This window comes from Rheinheimera texasensis DSM 17496 (assembly GCF_000711985.1).
Taxonomy (GTDB): Bacteria; Pseudomonadota; Gammaproteobacteria; order Enterobacterales; family Alteromonadaceae; genus Pararheinheimera; species Pararheinheimera texasensis.
On record NZ_JONU01000007.1, the window covers coordinates 263,698 to 283,976 of the forward strand.

At 52.7% G+C, this 20,279-nt stretch carries 16 protein-coding genes; 5 read left to right on the forward strand and 11 right to left on the reverse strand.

Annotated features, from left to right (window positions below):
- Positions 1-10: 10 nt before the first annotated feature.
- Complete coding sequence (locus Q399_RS0101250) at positions 11-1,168, reverse strand: RsmB/NOP family class I SAM-dependent RNA methyltransferase (RefSeq protein WP_031564622.1); 1,158 nt, start codon at positions 1,166-1,168, stop codon at positions 11-13.
- Between the two features lie 111 nt (positions 1,169-1,279).
- Positions 1,280-2,272 (reverse strand): GlxA family transcriptional regulator, encoded by a 993-nt coding sequence (locus tag Q399_RS0101255; protein ID WP_031564624.1) that lies wholly within the window; start codon positions 2,270-2,272, stop codon positions 1,280-1,282.
- A gap of 176 nt (positions 2,273-2,448) precedes the next feature.
- Between Q399_RS0101255 and Q399_RS0101260 the strand changes: the two genes are divergently transcribed.
- From Q399_RS0101260 to Q399_RS0101270, 3 genes are all read left to right on the forward strand, one after another.
- Positions 2,449-2,904: a rhodanese-like domain-containing protein gene (locus Q399_RS0101260; RefSeq protein WP_031564626.1), complete on the forward strand. Its 456-nt coding sequence runs from the start codon at positions 2,449-2,451 to the stop codon at positions 2,902-2,904.
- A 68-nt stretch (positions 2,905-2,972) separates the two neighbouring features.
- The gene (gene chrA / locus Q399_RS0101265; RefSeq protein WP_037045455.1) at positions 2,973-4,124 is read left to right on the forward strand and encodes a chromate efflux transporter; all 1,152 of its coding nucleotides are present in this window, start codon (positions 2,973-2,975) and stop codon (positions 4,122-4,124) included.
- Between the two features lie 122 nt (positions 4,125-4,246).
- Positions 4,247-5,506 (forward strand): serine hydrolase, encoded by a 1,260-nt coding sequence (locus tag Q399_RS0101270; protein WP_051685653.1) that lies wholly within the window; start codon positions 4,247-4,249, stop codon positions 5,504-5,506.
- Here the strand turns inward: Q399_RS0101270 and Q399_RS0101275 are convergent.
- Together Q399_RS0101275 and Q399_RS0101280 are read right to left on the reverse strand one after the other, a co-directional pair.
- Positions 5,503-6,615, reverse strand: a complete 1,113-nt coding sequence (locus Q399_RS0101275) for a dipeptide epimerase (protein ID WP_031564632.1) — start codon at positions 6,613-6,615, stop codon at positions 5,503-5,505. The genes Q399_RS0101270 and Q399_RS0101275 overlap by 4 nt on opposite strands.
- A complete protein-coding gene (locus tag Q399_RS0101280) occupies positions 6,596-7,957 on the reverse strand; it encodes a C40 family peptidase (RefSeq protein ID WP_169739298.1) in 1,362 nt (453 codons plus the stop codon). Before Q399_RS0101280 ends, Q399_RS0101275 begins: the two co-directional genes overlap by 20 nt.
- A gap of 165 nt (positions 7,958-8,122) precedes the next feature.
- Here Q399_RS0101280 and Q399_RS0101285 point away from each other — a divergent pair, with 165 nt between their 5' ends.
- Positions 8,123-9,010, forward strand: a complete 888-nt coding sequence (locus Q399_RS0101285; RefSeq protein WP_157836204.1) for a L,D-transpeptidase family protein — start codon at positions 8,123-8,125, stop codon at positions 9,008-9,010.
- Positions 9,011-9,028: 18 nt separating this feature from the next.
- Positions 9,029-10,504 (forward strand): D-alanyl-D-alanine carboxypeptidase/D-alanyl-D-alanine endopeptidase, encoded by a 1,476-nt coding sequence (gene dacB / locus Q399_RS0101290; protein WP_031564639.1) that lies wholly within the window; start codon positions 9,029-9,031, stop codon positions 10,502-10,504.
- 112 nt (positions 10,505-10,616) lie between these two features.
- Here dacB and Q399_RS0101295 read toward each other — a convergent pair whose 3' ends face one another.
- From Q399_RS0101295 to Q399_RS0101325, 7 genes are all read right to left on the reverse strand, one after another.
- Positions 10,617-13,625, reverse strand: coding sequence for a carboxypeptidase regulatory-like domain-containing protein (locus tag Q399_RS0101295; protein ID WP_084164134.1), 3,009 nt, complete (start codon positions 13,623-13,625; stop codon positions 10,617-10,619).
- 359 nt (positions 13,626-13,984) lie between these two features.
- Positions 13,985-14,851, reverse strand: a complete 867-nt coding sequence (locus tag Q399_RS0101300) for a D-amino acid aminotransferase (protein ID WP_031564644.1) — start codon at positions 14,849-14,851, stop codon at positions 13,985-13,987.
- 9 nt (positions 14,852-14,860) lie between these two features.
- Positions 14,861-15,739, reverse strand: coding sequence for a glutamate cyclase domain-containing protein (locus Q399_RS0101305; protein WP_051685656.1), 879 nt, complete (start codon positions 15,737-15,739; stop codon positions 14,861-14,863).
- Complete coding sequence (locus tag Q399_RS0101310; protein ID WP_084164035.1) at positions 15,732-16,763, reverse strand: 5-oxoprolinase subunit C family protein; 1,032 nt, start codon at positions 16,761-16,763, stop codon at positions 15,732-15,734. Before Q399_RS0101310 ends, Q399_RS0101305 begins: the two co-directional genes overlap by 8 nt.
- Positions 16,760-17,488, reverse strand: coding sequence for a 5-oxoprolinase subunit PxpB (pxpB, locus tag Q399_RS0101315; protein ID WP_051685658.1), 729 nt, complete (start codon positions 17,486-17,488; stop codon positions 16,760-16,762). The genes Q399_RS0101310 and pxpB overlap by 4 nt, the downstream gene beginning before the upstream one ends.
- Positions 17,489-18,283, reverse strand: coding sequence for a putative hydro-lyase (locus Q399_RS0101320; RefSeq protein ID WP_031564655.1), 795 nt, complete (start codon positions 18,281-18,283; stop codon positions 17,489-17,491).
- 37 nt (positions 18,284-18,320) lie between these two features.
- Positions 18,321-20,150: a glycoside hydrolase family 3 N-terminal domain-containing protein gene (locus Q399_RS0101325; RefSeq protein ID WP_157836205.1), complete on the reverse strand. Its 1,830-nt coding sequence runs from the start codon at positions 20,148-20,150 to the stop codon at positions 18,321-18,323.
- Between the last annotated feature and the right edge of the window lie 129 nt (positions 20,151-20,279).

Sequence of the window (20,279 nt, forward strand, 5' to 3'; positions counted from 1 at the left end):
CTTAGACGAGTTAGTACAGCTCGCTGATGCGACGCAGATGCGCGTAGTAGAAACCATCAAAACCCGTTACAGCAGGGCTGATTTGCTGATCTGAAAGCAGCACAAAATCCGGCCGGCTGGCTAAAAATAAGTCAATCTGCCGGCGGTTTTCGCTGGGAAAAATCGAACAGGTGGCGTACAGCAGTTCGCCACTGACTGCCATCATTTTGCTATAGCGCTGCAAAATATCCTGCTGCAGTTGCTGCAATTCCGCCAACCGGATCGGCGCGCGCCATTTAGCGTCCGGATTACGCCGCAGCACCCCGCTACCGGAGCAGGGCACGTCTAGCAATAAATAGTCGGCTTTACCGGCCAGTCGTTTGATGGTTTTACTGCTGCTGATTAAACGGGTTTCGATATTCGCGGCCCCAGCTCTGTTGGCGCGTTGCTGCAAATTATCCAGCTTCCATTGCTCTACATCCATCGCCAGTAACCTGCCCTTGCTCTGCATCGCTGCAGCCAATGCCAGCGTTTTGCCACCAGCGCCGGCACAGGCATCAATGACCCGGCTGCCGGGTTTGACTGGCAAAGCAGCAGCCACCAGCTGCGAGCCGGCGTCTTGCTGTTCAAACCAGCCTTGTTTAAAAGGTGTGGACTGGAACAGTGCGCCGTCTGACGTGATTTGTAGCGCCGTGTCGACACCATGGACCGGCTGACTCTGAATGCCGGCTTGTGCCAGTGCCTGTTGTAGTTGTTCTTTGCTTGCTTTTAGCTTGTTAACCCGAATATATCGCGGGGCCGCTTGTGCCAGTGCCGCGCGCTCTGCCGGCCAGTCAGCCCCAAGCTCAGCCTGACCGAGTTGTTCCAGCCAATCCGGGCAACCATCCTGTACCGGAGCGGAAAGTTGTTGCCAGCAAGCTTGTGCATTTGCTGTAGACTGGACCTGACTGAAATAGGCAGCAATGAGCGCTGACAGGCTTTGGTCCGCGCCGGTCAGCGCCTGATAGGCATTGAGACGTCGCAGTAGAGCACCACAATGCGCTACTGTCTGAGCTTGTTGTGCGACTGTAGGTTTGTGCAGGCTGAACACCTGCGACATCGCACGCTCCAGTTGCTGGTCCTGCTGTAATACCAGTTGTAAAATGGCGCTGATAAGCGTTGTAACGGCGTCTTGCGGGCTTGATGACATGTTGAATTCCGGGCAGCGAGCAGCAGGATAAGTCCCCGCTGCAAAGTGGCGCGATCATAAAAGCAGACAAGCGCTAATACAAGGGCTGCGACGCCAGCGCTGCCGACCCGGCTAAACTGCGGTTGCGGCCGGTGAATCAACCTGCAAACCGGCTCGTTGCTGCTGCGCCAGCCGGAACTGGCTGGGGGCAACGCCGGTCCACTGTGCAAATTGCGCACGAAAGGACGATGCGCTGGTAAAGCCACATAAACCGGCAACCTGCTCGACACGCCCGCCGCGGCTCAGCAGAGTTTTCGCCTGTTCAATCCGCGCCTGTTGTAGCCACTGTTTGGCGCTTTGTCCCAGACTTTGCTGGAAATGCCGGTCAAAACTGCGCCGACTCATCCCGGCCTGTTGCGCCAAATCATCGATGTCCCAGGGTTGCGCTAAATCAGCCAGCACAAGATCCAGCACCGCACTCAGCGTCTTACTGGCAGTGGACACCGGCAATTCGATAAACTGCCTTTGCCCACCCTGACGTGCCAACGCGACCACCAGACGACGCGCAGTAGTGTTGGCTTGCTTGCTGCCAAAATCAGCTTCAATCAGCGCTAATGCTAAATCCATACAAGCCGCGCTGCCGGCAGAGGTATAGATTTGGCCAGCCTGCACAAATAACGGCGCAGTATCCAGCCGGACTTGTGGGAACAGCTGGCGAAATCGCCGGGCATATTTCCAGTGCGTCGTTGCCCGTTTCGCATCGAGCAGACCGGCGTAGGCCAGGATCACCGCGCCGGAACAAAAACTGACCAGCCGGATACCGGCTTGCGCGGCCTGCTGTAAGGCGTACAGCAACTGCTGAGGCGGCCGTTCGTTGATATCGCGCCAACCAGGCAAAATAATAGTATCAGCCTGCTGCAGCACGCTCAGGTTGTCAGCCACTAACAAGCGGCTGCCGTCGCCAAGTTGCAGCTGTGGGCCATCACAACTGACAACTTCCCCTTGATACCAAGGGCTATTCGTCCTGCCATGACTGATAAAAATTTCTACGGCAGCGCCGTATTCCAGCATCGACAGACCGTGATAAGCGCAAATCACCACCCGATGGTTTTTTTGAGATGTCATCGTTGCACCGGTTAGTTCCAAATTCAGCAGGCCGCTAATTCTGCCCTTGTCGATTTTACCAGGCAAGGCATTGGCTGAAATCAGGCGATTATTGGTAAATCTGACAGTGTTGCTGCGATGAATTTCTTGCTGAAATGACTCATCGCAGTTTTCTCACCCAACCAGGAGTACACCTCATGCCAACATTTAACAGCAACACACAGCCATCGCTGGTTTGCCAATATCCGGCCGCAGCTGCCGACACCGCCATTCATTGGTTCAGTCAAAGATTAATGCTGGAGACCGATTGCAGTGATGTGCACAGCGCATTACAAGCCGGTGCGAATGACTTTGTGTTGCTGGATGTACGCGCCAGCTCAAATTACGCAGCAGGCCACGTGCCTGGGGCTGTCAGTTTGCCCCACCGGCAAATCAGTGAAACAACGCTTGCTTCGCTACCGCCACACCGCTTGTTAGTGGTGTACTGCGCCGGGCCACATTGCAATGGTGCAGACCAGGCGGCGCTGAAAATCGCCCGGCTGGGATATCCGGTCAAAATTATGATTGGCGGCATACAGGGTTATGTCGACGAAGGTTTTGTCTTGTCAGAACCCGGTGTGCTTTGGGACGGGCCCGTGCAATGCGGCTGTTGAGCAACACTGGTATTCCAGCAGCTCTTCAGTAAAAATACAGGCAGACCGAGTTAATCAGCCTGTATTTTATGACTTTGTATGCAGATATATTTTTACAGTTTTTTCGGCTGGGTGCGTTATCTTTTGGTGGCCCGGCCGCGCATCTGGTTAATTTTGAACGCCGGTTTGTTACTGACAAAGCATGGTTGAGCACGGCGCAATACCGGCAACTGGTTGCTCTGTGTCAATTTTTACCCGGTCCCGCCTCCAGCCAGGTCGGTATTGGTATCGGATTGCAGCGGGGCGGATATCCCGGAGCTTTGCTGGCGTTTCTGGGTTTTACTTTGCCGTCCTTTGTTTTCATGACTCTGGCAGGTGTGTATGGACTGCAATGGTTAGGGCCAGCGGCATTACAAGGTGCTCTCTGTGCGTTAGCAGCAATAGTTGCACACGCTATCTGGCAAATGAGCCAAAGTTTTCTGACCGACTGGCGGCGACGCACTTTTGCCGTCGTCGGTTTTGGCGTTTTTCTGCTTGCATTAACGATGTTCTGGCAAATGCTGCTACTGGCCTTGTTTGCGCTTTGTGGCACCCGGTTGTTGCGTCAAGATGCCACAGAGGTCATCCAGCCATGGCGTGGTACCTCAGCGCTCAGCCTACCGTTGCTTATCGTCTTATTACTGTTACTGCTTGTGTTACCAGTGAGTTCTGCCTTGTGGAGCGATGTGCCTTCATTGCAATTCATCCAACAGTATTTCCAGGCCGGTACTTTCGTCTTTGGTGGAGGCCATGTCGTACTGCCATTGCTGGAACAAAGCGTTGGTACCAACATGCCACAGACTGATTTTCTGGCAGGTTATGCCGCTGCACAGCTGATGCCGGGCCCAATTTTTAGTTTTGTCGCATATCTTGGCGCTATGACTCAGGGAATAGCAGGCGCAATCCTCGCTACTTTTGCAGTGTTTTTGCCTGGCGCCCTATTAGTGTGCGCTATCTGGCCCTGGTGGCACCGGCTCGGCCAATACCCTGGGGTGTTTGGCGCAGTTTCCGCTGTAAATTGCGCTGTGGTGGGACTGTTGGCGAGTACCTGGTGGCAATTTATTCTACCGCACGCAGCTATGACCAGCTGGCATTGGTTGTTGATGTTGTCAGGTTTCTTGTTGTTGCTGCGCAACTGGTGCAAAGCCATGCTATTAGTACCTGCTGCTATGGTGGCTACCTCAATACCAACCCTGTTTTAACTGTGTGACTCAAATGGCTTCTTGCCGGTCACACAATAAGCGGTTGTTTATTTCACCTATTCTCTATATAAATTAATTAAGGAATATTCTATTCATTTGCGTGAGCTTTGAGGAGCTTCCCGATGCACAACAATCGTATGCGTGCCGCACTGCTGACGTACGCCTTGATGTTACTGAGCGCTTGTCAACATCCCTCAGCCAGAGACGCAACGCCTGGGCAAAGCGAACTATTACAGCGCTGGTTATCGCAGGCCGCACCTCAAATCGCTGAACATCCTGAGCAATACCGCACACAAATTTTGTTGACCGAAATTCGGCGCGATGCAAAAGGTCAACCAACACTGCAGCAGCATCAGTATCGGGTTGATGCTGAGTATCTGTACCCGGCCTCGACAGTGAAACTCGCCATCGCTGCGCTGGCTCTGGAATATCTGCAGCAGCTGTCGCAATACGGCGTAACTGCCGATTCGGTGATGCACATAGAACCCCTGTTGCCTGATGACAGTCTGGTAAACCGGGATGACAGTGCGGCAGCTGGTGTACCGACAGTCCGGCATTACATCAAAAAGATCCTGCTGGTCAGTGACAACGATGCCTATAACCGTCTGTATGAATTGATGGGCCAGCAATACATCAATGCACGTCTTGCTGAATTAGGTTTTACCGGCGCCCAGATTTTGCATCGTCTGGAGCGGCCATTGAGCGCTGAAGACAATCGCCGGACCAATGCCGTGGCTTTTTATGACACCAGCGGCAAGCTGTTATATCGCCAGGCGGCCAGAACAGCGCCTGCGATAGCGGCCCGCCCCTATACGCCGGTTGGTAGTGCTCATATGAAGGATGGCAAGCTGCAGGACAAACCGCTGGATTTTAGCCAGAAAAACCGCTGGACCGTGGTACATATGCATCGTTTGATGCAGTTGATCATGTTACCAGACACGATTACCGGCACAGGTGGCCTAAAGTTAACAGCTGTGGACCGGCAATTTATCCAGCAGTTTATGCAAATGCTGCCTGGTGAAAGTAACGACCCGAAGTATGATCCAAAGGAATATTGGCCGACCTATGTGAAGTTTTTTATTTATGGTTCAGACAAAGCAGCGCGTATCGACCCCTCAGTGCATATCTTCAACAAAGTGGGTGACGCTTACGGTTTTCTGCTGGACAGCGCCTATGTCAAAGATGACTGCTCGGGCACAGAGTTTATGTTAACCGCGGCAGTTTATGTCAATGCGGATGGCGTCCTGAACGACAACCAATATGAATATGAAAGCCTGGGTTTACCTTTTTTAAAACGTCTCGGCGAGCTTGCGCTGGCACATGCAAGAAGTAAGGGTCCGAATCCCTGTGTTTCGGACCGCCCGTTATCACACAAACCTTAAACGGGTAATGCCGCTAACGGCCAGGGCGTTAAACCACGGATGGCCTGGATCCCTAAGCCGCTGCTTTGATTGAGCACAATGCTTGGGCCTTCAAACCGCGTGCCACCGCTGACCGGGTCAAAGCTGGACAATGTTGGACCATCCAAATCCAGATATCGAATGGTCTGCGGGAAAGCCGCCGCCAGATGTGCTGCCGCAGCTACACTGATCGACGACTCCAGCATAGAACCGAGCATACAGGGTTTACCAGCGACATCAGCCAGCGCCAATATCTGCAGTGCGGCGCTGATGCCGCCGGTTTTCATCAGTTTAATGTTGATTATATCGCAGCAGTCCTGGGCCAACAGGGTTACCACGTCGGCCGGACTATAGGCACTTTCATCGGCCATCACCGGTGTCAGCACTGCATCTTTTACTGCTTTTAAACCGGCAAGATCTGCCGCCGGCACCGGTTGTTCTATCAGCTCGGGCAAAATGCCGGCGGCTTCAATCTGGCGTAAAGCACGAATACTTTGTTTAGCGGTCCAGGCCTGATTCACATCCAGCCGCAGTTTGATATGGCTGGGCATTGCACGATGGATAGCCAGGACCCTTTCAACGTCAAGTTCCGGCTCACTGCCCAGTTTAATTTTTAGGTGCTGATAACCGGCGGCCACCGCGGCTAAAGCATCTGTCACCATCTCGTCGACCGGGTTCATACTGACAGTAATGTCGGTCGTCAATGTGGTGGGTTCGGCGCCAAGCAGCTGGCAGAGCGGGATTTGCAATAATTGTGACCGGGCATCATAAAGTGCGATTTCCAGCGCGGCTTTTGCGCTGCTGTTGGCAACTACACGTCGCTGCACCTGATGCAGCAGCGACTGAAAATTCAACATCGATTGTCCAACCAGCAGCGGCTTAAACACCGTGTGGATCACCGCCTGCATCGATTGCAGACTATCGCCGCTGATGACGAGCGTCGGCGCAGCTTCACCATAGCCACAGATCCCATTTTCAAGTTCGATGCGTACGACTAAATCCTGAACGGCATCGACGCGGCGCAGCGCAGTGACAAAAGGCGTTTTTAATGGCACTTCGAGCAAAAACGTCTCAATGGTAAGGATGCGCATAGGTCTCCCGGGTCAGGCTTTTGATGTTGTAAAGGGCTTGCAGATAACTGGTTTGCTGATTGAGCTGTAACGGCAATAGCGGTGTGATACTGACGCCATTGAGTTTACTTTGATAATACTCGCCATTGCTCTGGAAATAACTCAGGCCATTGACCGAGTGGATCACAAACAGTTGCCCGTCGTCGGCCCGGCCCAGCACCAACATCACATGGCCAGGGATCAACAATAAATCACCTGTATTGGTCTGGCTGAGCGCCTGTGCTTTTTCCGTATCTGTGGCGCTGTCGAGCTGAATTTCCGCAGCAAAGCGCTGTTTGCCGAGACTACTGGTATTACGCGGCAACAGCACGCCAAAGGCTTTAAATACCTCTCCGATAAAACCGGAGCAATCGCGGGCGTTGTAGTCATGGCCCCAGCCGTAGCGTTCGCCAAGAAACTTAAACGACTGTCGGATAATATTGGCGTAGGTTAATGGCAAATAGCCGGTGCGGACATCCTGACTACGCGCGATCAGCGCCGGCATCAGTTGTAAAGTGCCGTCCTGACTTCTGACCGGTAGTTGCACCACGTGACTGAAGGCAGGATTTTGATCATGCACAAGGTTAGGCAATTCTTTTAGCAAAGGCAACCGTACGCCCATATCCAGCATAACCTCCGAAACATCCGGTTGTTCTGCGGTGAAATTGGTTAATACCTTAGCCCCGGTGACCAGCAAAAAATCCGTGTTATTGGCAAAATCCAAAGCAGTTTTTTTATCTGTCAGGGCAAAATGTTTAACCTGCAGCCAGCCACTGTAATGATAATGCCGGACAAATGCCCACTGCTGATCTTGGCTATAATGCAGCACCTGCAGTGGTTGCCCCGGGAATACTGCGGTTTCCTGAAAACGGTCGATATCGGTATCCATTCCCTCATTAAACACCCGGTCCAGAGTTGGAAAAGCGCGGATGATGCCGCGACTGCTGACCAGAGCGTACCTGGCCTGAACTTTGGTTACATCTTTGGCGGATAAGGGGTCAAGTGCCATATTTTGTTGATAGCGCGCAAAGTCCGCCGGTGTTAACTGCCGGCCATCGGTATAAAACCTTGCTGCTTTGGGCAACGCTGAACTGAGTCCGATCAACGTTAGTAAATCCTGGCGGCCGTATAGCTCCGGAGCAGTGGACAAGTCCAGCATATCCGGTAATGTGTTGAGCAACTGAGCATTTGTGGCGGCGATTTGTGCGTTCGTGCGTAGAATTTGATCGGGAGTTTCTGTCCGTGCCAACCAGTAATCCGGCGCCAATTGCGCTGCGTTTAGCAAAGGAATATCGTGCGAGCTGGCTATTGCTGTAGATATCACCGGGCAAACTCCTGTGATGACGAGCAACAGACTACAGCGCAGCAGCGCCGCTGGCTGTGCCCAAAGCCGAGTGGTTATTCCAAACATTCTAAACCTATCAATATGGCAGGAATTATTTATTCAAGTATACTGGCGCAAGATCAAATTACAAGCGAAGGACACGTGATGCGAAGACCACACTCATTGGTAAAATCAGGCGTTCAATCAATCATCTGCTCTCTTCGCGCACAGCTGCCGAATAGCCAAAACCACAGCAAACGCCGGCTTGGCTGTTTCGCCAGTACTCTGCTGCTTATCGGTTGTAGCCAGTCTTTTCATCCCGGTCCTGCGCAGTTATCGCAGGAACCGGTGATCCCAGCCAATACGACACAGTTGGTCGTGGTGGTCAGCGAAAATTGGGATGCCAGCAGTGGGCAAATCTATCAGTTTTCACGTTCTGCCGGGCAAATCTGGCAACAATCCGGGCAAATTGGCACAGTAGATCTTGGACGTAATGGCACAGCCTGGGGGCTCGGACTGCATCCGCAACAAAATATTGGCCCGCAGAAACAGGAAGGTGACGGTAAAGCGCCGGCCGGCCTGTTTCACTTAAGCGCCGCTTTTGGTGCTTTGCCATCTATAGCGACGCAGATGCCCTACCAGCAAATGAGCCGCTTTGATTTTTGTATTGATGTGCCAACTTCGCCTTTATATAACCAGACTGTGGATGTCAGACGCTATCGGCCAGAATGGACCGCCGGCAGTTCAGAGCCCATGCGGCGTGATCTGATGACAAAACCAGATGGGGTTTATGCACAAGGTTTGTTTATCGACCACAACTTCAGTGATGGCGAAGCCCGCCAGACCGGCGCCGGCAGCTGTATTTTTATGCATCTGAAATCACCGGACGGGCGCAAAACCGCTGGCTGTACTGCTTTAGCACCTGAGCATCTGATTGCGTTGTTGCAGTGGTTAAAGCCGAAAGAGCAACCACTGTATCTGCTGTTGCCTGTCAGCGAATATCGCCGGCTGCAACAGCAATGGCAGTTGCCCACCCTGCCCATTTCCGGCTAATTCACAGCGAGGTTTCTGATGTTTAAACCAGCAGTATTTGTATTGGCGCTGATGTTGACGGGATGTGCGAGTCAGCCCGGTTTGCAGCTACGTCATGACCTTGAGCAGCAAATCCTTGCTGCGGGTCTGCAGCCGGATCAGGTTGCACTGGTGGTCTTGCCGGTAGCAATGGCTGGTCAGTCAGCTGATAACACGCCACTGGTTCAGCACAATGCAGACCTTTTGCTCCAGCCTGCCAGTACGTTAAAACTGTTGACCAGCGCAGTGGCACTGGACCAGCTGGGACCGCTCTGGCGCGGCGAAACTGAATTGCTGGCCGATGCCGCCGATTTGGCCCAGGCCTGGCAAACCGGCATTTTGACAAAACCTTTGTATCTGCGTGGCAAAGGCGATCCGGACCTTGATTATGCGGCGGTTTTTACCATGCTGTCCGAGCTTCATAATGAAGGGGTTCGTGAGCTGCGTGCTGGTATGGTGCTGGACCGCAGTTGGTTTAGTCCGTTATTACCTGATCCGGCAGCTGCACCTTTTGACGAGTCGCCGCGAGCCCGTTACAACTATATTCCCGATGCACTGGGGCTTAATCAGCAGATGTTGCAGTTGCAGCTTCGCAGCGATGCCAACTCGGTTCACTTACGTAGTCTGCCGGTGCTGACGGACTTAACGCTGCAAACAGAATTGCAATTAACCGATGCGCGTTGTGATCAGTTTAATGCAGACTTCCTGGTGCTGCAGGAACGTAAACGCCCAGACGGTGGTATTGCACTGGTGCTCAATGGAGAATTTCCACGCAATTGCCTGCATCAGGAAGAAGCAGCCTGGCTCAGCCGGGATACGTTGTGGCAATTAACTCTGAGCCAGGCATGGCGCCAGCTCGGTGGCCGTCTGACTGGCCCGGTACCGATAGCATCAGGACAAACGCCGACGGATGCAGTGGTCGTAGCACAACATTTCAGCCGGCCTTTGCCGCAATTACTGCAGCAACTGAATAAAAATTCGGACAACGGTCTGGCGCGGACTTTGGCTCTGCAATTAGGTCGTCTGGCACCGGCAAGTGCAGACCAGACTCAACCAGACACGGTTCAGGCGGCTGAGCAATTTGTTCTGCAATGGCTGGCGCAGCGCCAATTGCCGACAGAAGGTCTGGTGCTTGACAATGGCTCAGGTCTGTCGCGTTTGGCCCGGATCAGTGCCAGTCAATTAGCGGCTTTGCTGCAATATGCCTGGCAGCAACCCTGGGGGCTGGATTTAGCCAGCAGCCTGCCGCGCGCCGGCATGGATGGCACTTTACAAAATCGCATGCGTACAACAACAGCACGTGACAGCGCGCGCTTAAAAACCGGCACTTTGCGCAATGGTACCGGCCTTGCGGGCTATGTATTTGACCGTCAGAACCGCCCCTGGATTTTCGTTGGGCTGGTGAATGCAGAACAAGGCGTCGCCAAAGGCCGGCTGTTATTAGATCAGTGGGTAGAGCAAGTCAGTCAGTTTTAAGCTTTTGCGTTTAGGGGCAAAGCCCAATAAAAAAGCCAGTCAATCAAACTGGCTTTTTGCTTTTCTGCACTGCCCGCAAGCAGTAGTCCTGTTTGCGGCGATGCGTTTTGGCTTAGAAATCTACCCGGACTGACAACTGCACCCGGCGCGGATTATACCAGCGTCTTGGCGTGCCAAATTCCGGATCAAAATCAATAGGTTCAATGTCATAGCCGGTTTGACGGTTAAAGACGTTAAACAGATCGGCACGGAATTTCACCACCAGTTCCGGATTAATCACGTAGTCCTGCGTATAGTTCAGGTCCATTTGCCAATGGCTGCTGCTGCGTCTGCTGCCCGCTTTTTCCGCATAGGCGCTGACGGCCTCATAAGCGCCACGTGGGTTCAAGCCGTAATATGCACCTGACCACTTTTCCCAGGCTTGTCCTGACTGGAACAGGAAATACGCGCCAATATTGGCTTCCCAGTCCAGGGTGTAATAACCGTACACTTTTAACAAATGCGGTTTGTCTGCCGACAATCTGCCGTCTTTGTTATCCCAGACGTATTTGCCTTTATCGTCGTTGTAATAAGACGAACCGATAAAAGTATTGGCGTCATTGGTATAAGTGGTGTTGTCCTGGTCGAAGTTACCGGTGTACCGGCTCCAGACATAAGACGCGTTCAGATAAGCGCGGTCGCCGACCCATTCGGCCTCAAAACTGGCTTCCCAGTACTTGGTGTAACCACCATCGACTTCAGCAATGACATAGGTCGAACCACCGATTTCTTTGCGAATGTCTTCCAGATTTTTTACATAATCGCCAAGCGCGCGTAAATCTTCTGGTACCCCGCCATTGGGGCCATAAGTGCCTTCACGCGAACGCGCGTAGTTCCAGATGTCTTCCCAGAAATGCGAGCCTTCGCGGTGACGGATATGGCTGCGCAGGAACCAGCCGCCGTCTAATGCTTTAGTGGTGCCCAGGGTAAATTCGTCAATGCGGCGTGGTTTCAGGTCATCTGCAAACACTTTACCGCTCGATGAGCCGCGGTTGGCGGTTTCCAGATAATTACCGTTTTCATCAAAACGCACTAACAAAGTGCGTTGGGTGCTGCGGTCCCAGGATGCAGCCCGTGCCAGTGAACTGGCTTCCGGGTTGTAGGATGCGTAGTTGGCAAAAATGGTATTTTCGCCATCATAGCGCCAGGTCGCCCCCAAACGCGGCTGGATCATATCTTTCCAGTCGATGGTGTACATTTTGTACTTGTTACCGGGCGCCAGTTCAAAGCCTGACACAGTGCCGGCTTTTTCCCGCAAGCCCTGGCCAAACAGCTCGTCTTTGCTAATCAGCACACCGATGTTGTAGTCAAAATCACCGTGCGTGATAGTGTCGTTGATTTCAAAGTTATAGGACCGCGCCGCAGACTTAATCGGAGGCACTGTATTGCCAGTGGCATCGAGTAAACTCATCTGCTCAGTCGAGGTCTGGTAGAAGTACGGCACACCCGCTGCAGTTTTTTGTAAACCACCGGTATAAGCAATAGTGCCCCAACCGTTGGATAAACGGCTTAATTCTTCTTCGATGTCAGAATATTTAAAGCCAGCATGCAGTTTATGCGTGGTATCGCCATGACTTAATTCATGGTCAATGGCAAATTCCAGACTATCGCGATAAAAATTCTGGTTATTGATTTGCGGTGCCCCGCCAACCCGGCCACCACCTGCTTTAGCGCCGGCGGCATTGGTATAACCATATTGATTAATCAGCTGCTGGGCAAAATTGTTAAATGCCAGTTGTGCCGGTGTGGTTGCATTGGCAATTAAGGTTGGAACCGCCAGAGTGCCAAGGCCGGTCAGATTATTTAAATCGAGTTTAGTGCCAATCACCGGCTGAAAGGTAAAGCGGTTATCCGGCGTGCTGGCGGTTTCTAATTCAAAACGACCCGCGTTAAAGGTCAGACTGGTGTTGCTGCTCAGCAGGTAAGAACCATCAAAAGTCAGGATAGTCTGCTCAGACAATTCACCTATTGACACTGTATCAGAATCAAAAGCACCGACAGAAGCGCCGTCTGACTCGCGGCTGGAATCGCGCAGACTCAGATTAAACAACAAATCATCGGTCGGCGCGAAGGTCAGTTTGCCGAAATATTCATCGCGCTCACTGCTGTAATCTTTCACCGGACCATAGTTAGTTTCTTTATTGGCACGCTCTGTTTCCGGCCGGTAATAAGAGCCATAGAAATACAGCATATCTTCAACTAACGGGCCGGCCAGCCCCATGGTGATCCAGCTGCTTTCTGATTTGAAAGCTTTGGCGGCATCTTTGCTGTTCGCTGTGAGGCTCTTACTCTGTAGCTTGTACTCAACATAACCTTCAAATTCATTGGTACCAGATTTGGAGATGGTATTGATAGAAAAACCGCCGGAGCGGTTAAACCCGACAGCCTTGGCACCGCCACGGTCCATTGACACACTGGCGATGTCGTGGGTGGAAGGATCTGACGCCAGGTTACCGAACAACGGCAAAGACACATCCACACCATCAAAACCATATTTGTTGTCTACCCCAGAACCACCAGCCGCTGGGCCTAAAGTGCCATTTTCTGAGTACTGCACGCCCGGTACCAGTTTTAACAAATCTCGGTATTCCTGGCCAACCGGCAACGACTCGATATTTTCTGCACCCAAAGAGTTGGTTAAAGCCGAGTTACCCTCACGCGCTATCGAACTGCCAAGCACCTGGATCACTTCAACCTCAGCGCCACCGGCTCCGAGATTAACATCGACGGTCGAGGTTTGCTCCAGCAAGACTTCAACCTGCATTTTACGCACGACGCCGGTTGCATTGCTGATGGTCAGCTCATATTTACCCGGCAGCAGCAGTGGCAATGAATAAGTGCCGTCAGCTTTGGTCACGACAGTACGGGGTTTTGGCATCACATTACTGCTTGCGGTAATAGTGAGACCGGCGACTGAGCTTTGGGCAGAATCGGCACTGATTTTGCCTTTAATGCCGCCGGCTTGCTGGGCCATCGCCGGCGCTGCGCATAACGCGCTGGCCAGCAGAGCGCTGGTAATAAGGTTGATGCCAAAACGCCGGACCGGCGTCGTCGGATACTGCGGTGATGTTGTTATTTTCATTGCTAAGTCCCGGATTATTATTGTCTGTACCGCTGACCTGCTTTTCACGCTGATTTGCTGCCAAACCAGCCCGACTACAAAAGCGCTGCCGCTGCCACCGTCTGAAACCAGACGGCCCATGAGGGCGAAATTTTATTCATGCCCATAGCAAAGATAGCAATAAATTATTTTATGAGAAATAGCTTATGCGAATTAATTTATGGGTTAAGAATATTCAATTATTAAGCTTCGGTTTGGCGGGATTTTCAGCAGTCAAAATGCGGAGCATTGCCGAGTTATCGATTTGCAACTAATTGAAATTTAAATACTTTAACGCCCCTACTTTCATGCATGCAGGGGCGTTAGCTGTTAATTAACACCTATTGGTGTGGATCATCAAATTTATGGGCGGCGAATAATTGCTGAGCCTGATGCCAGACAGGACCAACTTCGCCAGAGCCAACCGGCTTGCCGTCAATTGCAACAACCGGCATCAACTCTTTTGATGAGCTGGTCAGCCAGACTTCATCTGCATCCAACACTTCGGCTTTGCTGATCACCCGTTCCTGCACGGTCAATGTACTATGTGTTCTGAGGATGTGTAACAGCAGCAATCGCGTAATACCGGGTAAGATTTGATGATCCAGCGGTGGTGTACTGATCACACCGTCTTTAACAATAAAGGCATTACAGGAACTGCCCTCGGTCAGTTCATCCTGGTCATTAAACAAAATGGTTTCCTGATAACCGGCATCGACGCCTTGCTGATGATGCAGCACATTACCCAGCAGCGCGGTCGATTTGATATGACAGCGTTTCCAGCGCAAATCCTGAGCCGAAGCTACCTGAAATGACTTGGCTGAACCCGGTAAGCCGGTCGGCGGCGGATTGATGGCAAAAGTAAAGGCAAATACGGTCGGGGTAACACCGGACGGAAAGGCATGACCACGTTTGCTGTCAGTGCCGCGCGAAACATGCAAGTAAATGCCTAAATCACCATTGCCGTTCAGGTCGAGCAGCTGGCGGATCATCTCCAGCCACTGCGCATGGCTCCAGTCAAACTGAATGCCAATTTCGGCCAGACCGCGCTGCATCCGGTCGATATGCGGTGTAAAGCCAACCAGTTTGCCCTGATAACTGGGGATCACTTCATAAATGCCATCACCAAACAAAAAACCGCGATCCATCGGAGAAATGCGAGCTTCACTGGCGGGCATAAAACTGCCGTTTAAATAAACATCAGACAAGTTAAGTCCTTACACCGTTGCTGACCGGTGTTGTTGATACAATTGATAAATCTGCTGGCATAACAAAGCACCAATGTCTGGTGCAAGACCATCTTCGGTCAGTGTGTTTTGCCGGGTAACGCCATCGACACTGCCATGTTCAGACAGAAACTGCAGGCTTGGCAAGGCGTCACAGCAGGCAAACAAATCCACACCGCTCAGAAGCGACCAGTGATAAGCCAGGCCATAGGCCGCCCAGTTTGAGACGTCGGCGACAATAAGCTCACTGCAACCGGTCACTGCGGGTCTGATATCCAAAGCGCGCACAGTGTCGATAATCTTACCCATGCCTATTTCATTGCCACCATCGCCGATACCGACCGTAGGACAAGTCGCAAGCCGCATCAGCGCATCCAAGTCTGCGACTTTGCTACTGATATCTTCATGGCGCATATTGTAATAACGTCCGTCCGCCGCCTGTCCGGGCCTTTCAATGCAAAGCACCGCTGCTGGCCGATACTGCGCTAATAATTGGGCTGCGCGCTGCTGCCCATCGATACCAAGCGGAAAAACTTCGACCTGAAAATGCCCGGCCAATACAGACAACAACGGGTCGCCGCATACCAGCACCGGATGAACGCCAAGTGCCTGCAGCATGCGATAAATCGCGATAGCGCCAACCGGCCCATCGGTCTCAAAAGTACCGGCAACCGGAAAGCCAGTGCCAATCAGCACTGTTTGTCCCGGTTGGTATAACAAGGCCGCAGCGCGAGCGGTATACCCAGGTTGCAGTGCCTGACGCGCCAGTGCCATGCCACGCGGATTGCGGGCCACTAACAATGCTTCAACCTGCGCGGTAGCAACAGGTGGCGAAATCTCTGCATGCTGCTGAATTGAGCTGTCAGACATCTGTCTCTCCGCGAAAACCGGCTTGCAGCCATTGCTGCGCAACCAGATCCAGTTGCTGTTGTAAGACGCCCAGGCGCTGCCGCTCCAGCTGCACCGCAGCTTGCAGCTCCAGCCAATAGAACCGGACAAAATTACCAGACATCATCTGGCCCAGCAGTTCGCACCCACCGCGGGTTAAAGCGCCGGTTTTTGGATAGCCGCCAATGGTCTGATGGTCGTTGAGCATCACAATTGGCAGCCCATTTGGTGGTAGTTGGATGGCACCGAGACAAATACCCTCTGAATAGAGCTGCTGGGCTTTGACTGGCAAAGGCTCGCCGCCTAACTGCATGCCCATCCGGTCGCTGCGGGCGGTAATGCGGAATAAGCGTTGGGTTAATAATTGCGTAACTTGCGGATCTAAATCTTCAATTTGCGCACCGGTAATCATCGGTAAAGCCCGGATGCTGTGGTGGCGATAATGCTGGTGATAAGGCAAGGAAATTTGTGGGTCTGCATGTAGCCAGGCGCCACAGGATAATAAAGTCCCGGCGTTAATCACTTGCCCTTGTCCATCCGGCCCGCCAACTTTTTCCCGCAGCACTGTGGCAACACTGCCACAAATGGCAGGCGCCGCAAAACCGCCGGCTACCGCCAGATAAGCGCGGGCACCGGCTCTGCTATACCCGATTTCAAGCAAATCCCCAGGCTGTAGCAATAAAGTGCGATAGCGCGATACCGGCTGACTATTCAGCAGCAGTGGCATCGCAGCACCGGTTAAAGCGAGCAACACCGGTTGTTCAGCGCGAAAGGCGACGGCGCCAAGGGTGATTTCTAGTACAGCCGGGCAAGCACCTGTCACTGTGTTGTGATTTCCAACCAACGCATTGGCGAGCCGCGCTGAGGTTAAATCTATTGCGCCCCCTTGTGTCAGTCCGGCTGCGGCAGCGCCAAAACGGCCAGCGTCCTGTAGTTGCAAGCCACTATGGCCTTGCAGCACCAAAAGCCCGGTCAGCTTCGATGTTTCCAGAGATGGCGTTCTCATAGCTGACCACCAAGCTTTAGATACTCAGGTAGCTCTATCGGCACAAAACGCACTGTATCTCCCACCGCAAATGGCAACATAGGATCAGCATGTAAATCAAACAGCGGCGTTGGACAATTGCCGAGCAAATGCCAGCCCCCCGGCGAGGCGGCCGGATACACTGCAGTCTGCCGGTCCGCAATCGCCACACTGCCGGCGGCCACCGTCGCTCTGGGATTGGCCAGCCTTGGCGTATTGATGCGCGGATCAGTAAAACCCAGATAAGCAAAACCCGGAGCAAAGCCAATGGCATAAACCTGGTAGGACTGCTGACTGTGCAGCTTAATCAGCTCTGAAATCGTCATTTGGTGCAGCGCTGCCACAGTTGCCAGGTCTGGCCCGCTTTTAATACTGTAATAACAAGGTAACTCGATAATCTTGTTTGCGTTTGTGTGTGATGCCGGCCGGAATAGCTGTGTTTGCGCACTGATAATTTTCTGCCAAATCTCGCCGTGGTCGGTTTTCAGCACATCAAAAATAATCAGTACAGAGGTGTAAGACGGCACCAGCTCCAATAGCGCATCACCGAGTAAAAGCGGTAAATGTGTTCGTAAGCTGTGCATCACCTGCATCAGTTTCGGCCCCGGGCCTTGTGGCGCCAGCGCGGTTAAATCCAGTAGCAGCGCTTGCTCACTGTGAATGCGCAACCGGACCGGGATTTCAGCACTGAGCAGTTGTAAATGCATTTACAGCACCGCCAGACTGGCGTTGGTCAAATCCGTCACCAGCATACAACCCGGGCTATGGCTAAAAGCCAAATCTGCCCCGGCATGTTTTATCGCAACTTGTGGTGTGACACCACAGGCCCAGAACACCGGGACCTCATCGGCATGAATGCTGACCGCATCACCATAGTCCGGCGTCTGCAAATCACTGATGCCAATCAGCTTAGGGTCGCCTAAATGCACTGGCGCACCATGTACAGTAGGAAAGCGGCTACAGATCTGAATAGCACGGATAGCATCTGCTGCGCGCATGGGTCGCATGCTGACCACCATATTGCCGGCAAAGGCGCCGACAGCATTTAATTTGAGGTTGGTATTGTACATCGGCACATTCTTCTGTTCCGTTTGATGGCGTAATTCAATACCGCCTTGTTGCAGCGCTTCTTCAAACGAAAACGAGCAACCAATCAGGAAACTGACCATATCGTCACGCCAATATGGCGTTAAATCGGTCACGGACTCAGTGAAGACGCCGGCGCGAAACACGTTATAACTCGGTGCATCACAGCGGATATCCAGTTTTTTTCCGCCGAGCTCGAAGTCAGTCTGACCAGGCAACGTGGCAAAAGCCAGCAGCGGACAAGGTTTAGGATTGGCCAGACAAAACTTCAGAAAATCATCCGCCAGCGTTTTTGGCAGGATCGCCAGATTTGCCTGCACGTAGCCGTTAGCCAGGCCTGCAGTTGGCCCTTGCCAAAGTCCCTGCCTTGCTGCGGTTCTGACTGCTTGCGGGCTTGAATGGGCGTTCAGTAACATCGATGTTCCTTTTGACTTTTGTCCGGCAAATAACACTTTAATCTAATCGTACTGGTAATACGCCGGTTGCCGGAGTTTTACCGCTGAATAATCGCGCCAGCGCGACAAACACCGCGCCTGGTTCTTGATCGGGTTTCAGACTAAACGGATAACCGTAAGTCGCGAGACGTATATCAACCTGACCGGCAAATTGTGTCAGTTGGTAAGGCGAGCGCAACGCGACCACAACTGTTGTGGCCTGTTGACTGCGAGCCAGCGCAAGCAGCTGTTGTAGTTTGGTTAATTGGGCGTCGACGCTCAGTGGCGCGCTGTATGAAGCAATCTGAGGCAAATCCGCCAGCACCCCGGCCTCTACCGCACTTTGCTCCGGTGCGACATAAGCGCCGATAACCACAGCGCCCGGCGATAATGGCGGTAAAGTATCATTGCTCCGAAGATCTGTACATTGCAGCGGCACAGCCGGAAATTCGGCTGTTAATGCCAGTCTGAAACGCCGGCACTTATCTGCATCCGGTAACAGCAAATACAGTGACTGGGCTTGGCTAACCGCGCCGAGGTCGCCATCCAGCCGGGTTAATGCACTGCTGGCAATGGCCAAATCAAGCTGTTGTTGGCGCTGATATAAAGCTGCTATTTCTGTTTCATTCAGCTGTGGCTGTGGTTGTTGCGCCAGCCACTGTTTGAGGTCCCGGATCCGTTCAGCGGATTGTTGCAACGCGTGCACGTCTATTTCGCCGCTTTGCACCGCAGCGACCAGTTGGTCTAACAACTGTTCCAACCTGATGAAATCGGCCGGACTTTGGATCTCCAGCGGCATCAGTGCGATGTCAGCGCCGGCTTTAAAGCTGTGCTTGACCGCCTGCAGCGGCGTAAAAGCCGCACTGATCGCCTGCATATTTAACGCATCAGTGATCACAACACCTTCAAATTCCAGCTGTTCACGCAGCACGCCGGTCAGAATGGCTTTGGACAAAGTGGCCGGAGGTGCAATACCTTCGCCATGTTGCGTATCGATCCGACTATCATCCAATGCCGGATATTGAATGTGCGCAGTCATCACCAGGCGCGCGGCGCCCGCTTGTATTGCCTGACGAAAGGGCTCTAAATCAATCGTTTCTGCCACAGCGCGGACATGGTCGACCTGCGGCAGTCCGGTATGGCTGTCAGTCGCGGTATCGCCATGCCCCGGAAAGTGTTTCAAAGTCGCGGCCACGCCGCCGCGCTGCAGACTGCGGGCGAGCGTTATCCCTAACGCTGCAACTTGTTGCGGATCATCGCTAAAAGCTCGCACACCTATCACCGGATTCGCCGGGTCGCTGTTGACGTCGAGTGACGGCGAAAAATTGATATTGATACCCAGCTGGCGCAAGGTTTGAGCTTGTGCATCACCCTGTGCTTCAGCAAATTTCGTCTGGTGAGCCGGAAAGGTCGCACCGAGGGCCATAGCGCCGGGAAATGCCGGTAAAATGGCTTCAGGCAACCGGGCCACCCGGCCGCCTTCCTGATCCGTGGCGATGAGCAGTGGTAAGCCATCGCTAGCGGTTTGTTGCAGCGCGGCTGTTAGCTGGAGGATTTGCCGCGTCTCCTGCAAATTGACGGCGAATAACACCACACCACCAATATGATGTTCAGCGAGCTTTTGTTGCCACAAAGCCGGTAACTGCGTCACAGCTTGCGTACATGGATCTTCTGCGGTGGCTGTGTGCTGGCAAAAATGGCGCAGGTCCAACATCAACTTCTGGCCAAGCCAGAAGCGGATCTGTTTTACTTGTGACTCTTGATACCAAAGCCATCCAGCGCCAACACAAAGCGCTAACAGTACGAACCCGGCGGCCAGTCTCAGAGAGGATAATTTGCGGCCTTGCATCTTTACTTCGCTTAAAAACATCACTTGATACTGTTAGTTATGCCGGAGCTTCTGGTGAAAATCAAGAATATATTATTCTTATAAAAATAGTTTGAAATAATATTTGATGCCCCCTATGCTTGGAAAATA

Excerpts from the sequence above, each read along its gene's own strand:
- Q399_RS0101250 (WP_031564622.1), bottom strand. The coding sequence starts at position 1,168 with ATGTCATCAAGCCCGCAAGACGCCGTTACAACGCTTATCAGCGCCATT.
- Q399_RS0101255 (WP_031564624.1), bottom strand. The coding sequence starts at position 2,272 with ATGACATCTCAAAAAAACCATCGGGTGGTGATTTGCGCTTATCACGGT.
- Q399_RS0101260 (WP_031564626.1), top strand. The coding sequence starts at position 2,449 with ATGCCAACATTTAACAGCAACACACAGCCATCGCTGGTTTGCCAATAT.
- chrA (WP_037045455.1), top strand. The coding sequence starts at position 2,973 with ATGACTTTGTATGCAGATATATTTTTACAGTTTTTTCGGCTGGGTGCG.
- Q399_RS0101270 (WP_051685653.1), top strand. The coding sequence starts at position 4,247 with ATGCACAACAATCGTATGCGTGCCGCACTGCTGACGTACGCCTTGATG.
- Q399_RS0101275 (WP_031564632.1), bottom strand. The coding sequence starts at position 6,615 with ATGCGCATCCTTACCATTGAGACGTTTTTGCTCGAAGTGCCATTAAAA.
- Q399_RS0101285 (WP_157836204.1), top strand. The coding sequence starts at position 8,123 with ATGCGAAGACCACACTCATTGGTAAAATCAGGCGTTCAATCAATCATC.
- dacB (WP_031564639.1), top strand. The coding sequence starts at position 9,029 with ATGTTTAAACCAGCAGTATTTGTATTGGCGCTGATGTTGACGGGATGT.
- Q399_RS0101295 (WP_084164134.1), bottom strand. The coding sequence starts at position 13,625 with ATGAAAATAACAACATCACCGCAGTATCCGACGACGCCGGTCCGGCGT.
- Q399_RS0101305 (WP_051685656.1), bottom strand. The coding sequence starts at position 15,739 with ATGTCTGACAGCTCAATTCAGCAGCATGCAGAGATTTCGCCACCTGTT.
- Q399_RS0101310 (WP_084164035.1), bottom strand. The coding sequence starts at position 16,763 with ATGAGAACGCCATCTCTGGAAACATCGAAGCTGACCGGGCTTTTGGTG.
- pxpB (WP_051685658.1), bottom strand. The coding sequence starts at position 17,488 with ATGCATTTACAACTGCTCAGTGCTGAAATCCCGGTCCGGTTGCGCATT.
- Q399_RS0101320 (WP_031564655.1), bottom strand. The coding sequence starts at position 18,283 with ATGTTACTGAACGCCCATTCAAGCCCGCAAGCAGTCAGAACCGCAGCA.
- Q399_RS0101325 (WP_157836205.1), bottom strand. The coding sequence starts at position 20,150 with ATGCAAGGCCGCAAATTATCCTCTCTGAGACTGGCCGCCGGGTTCGTA.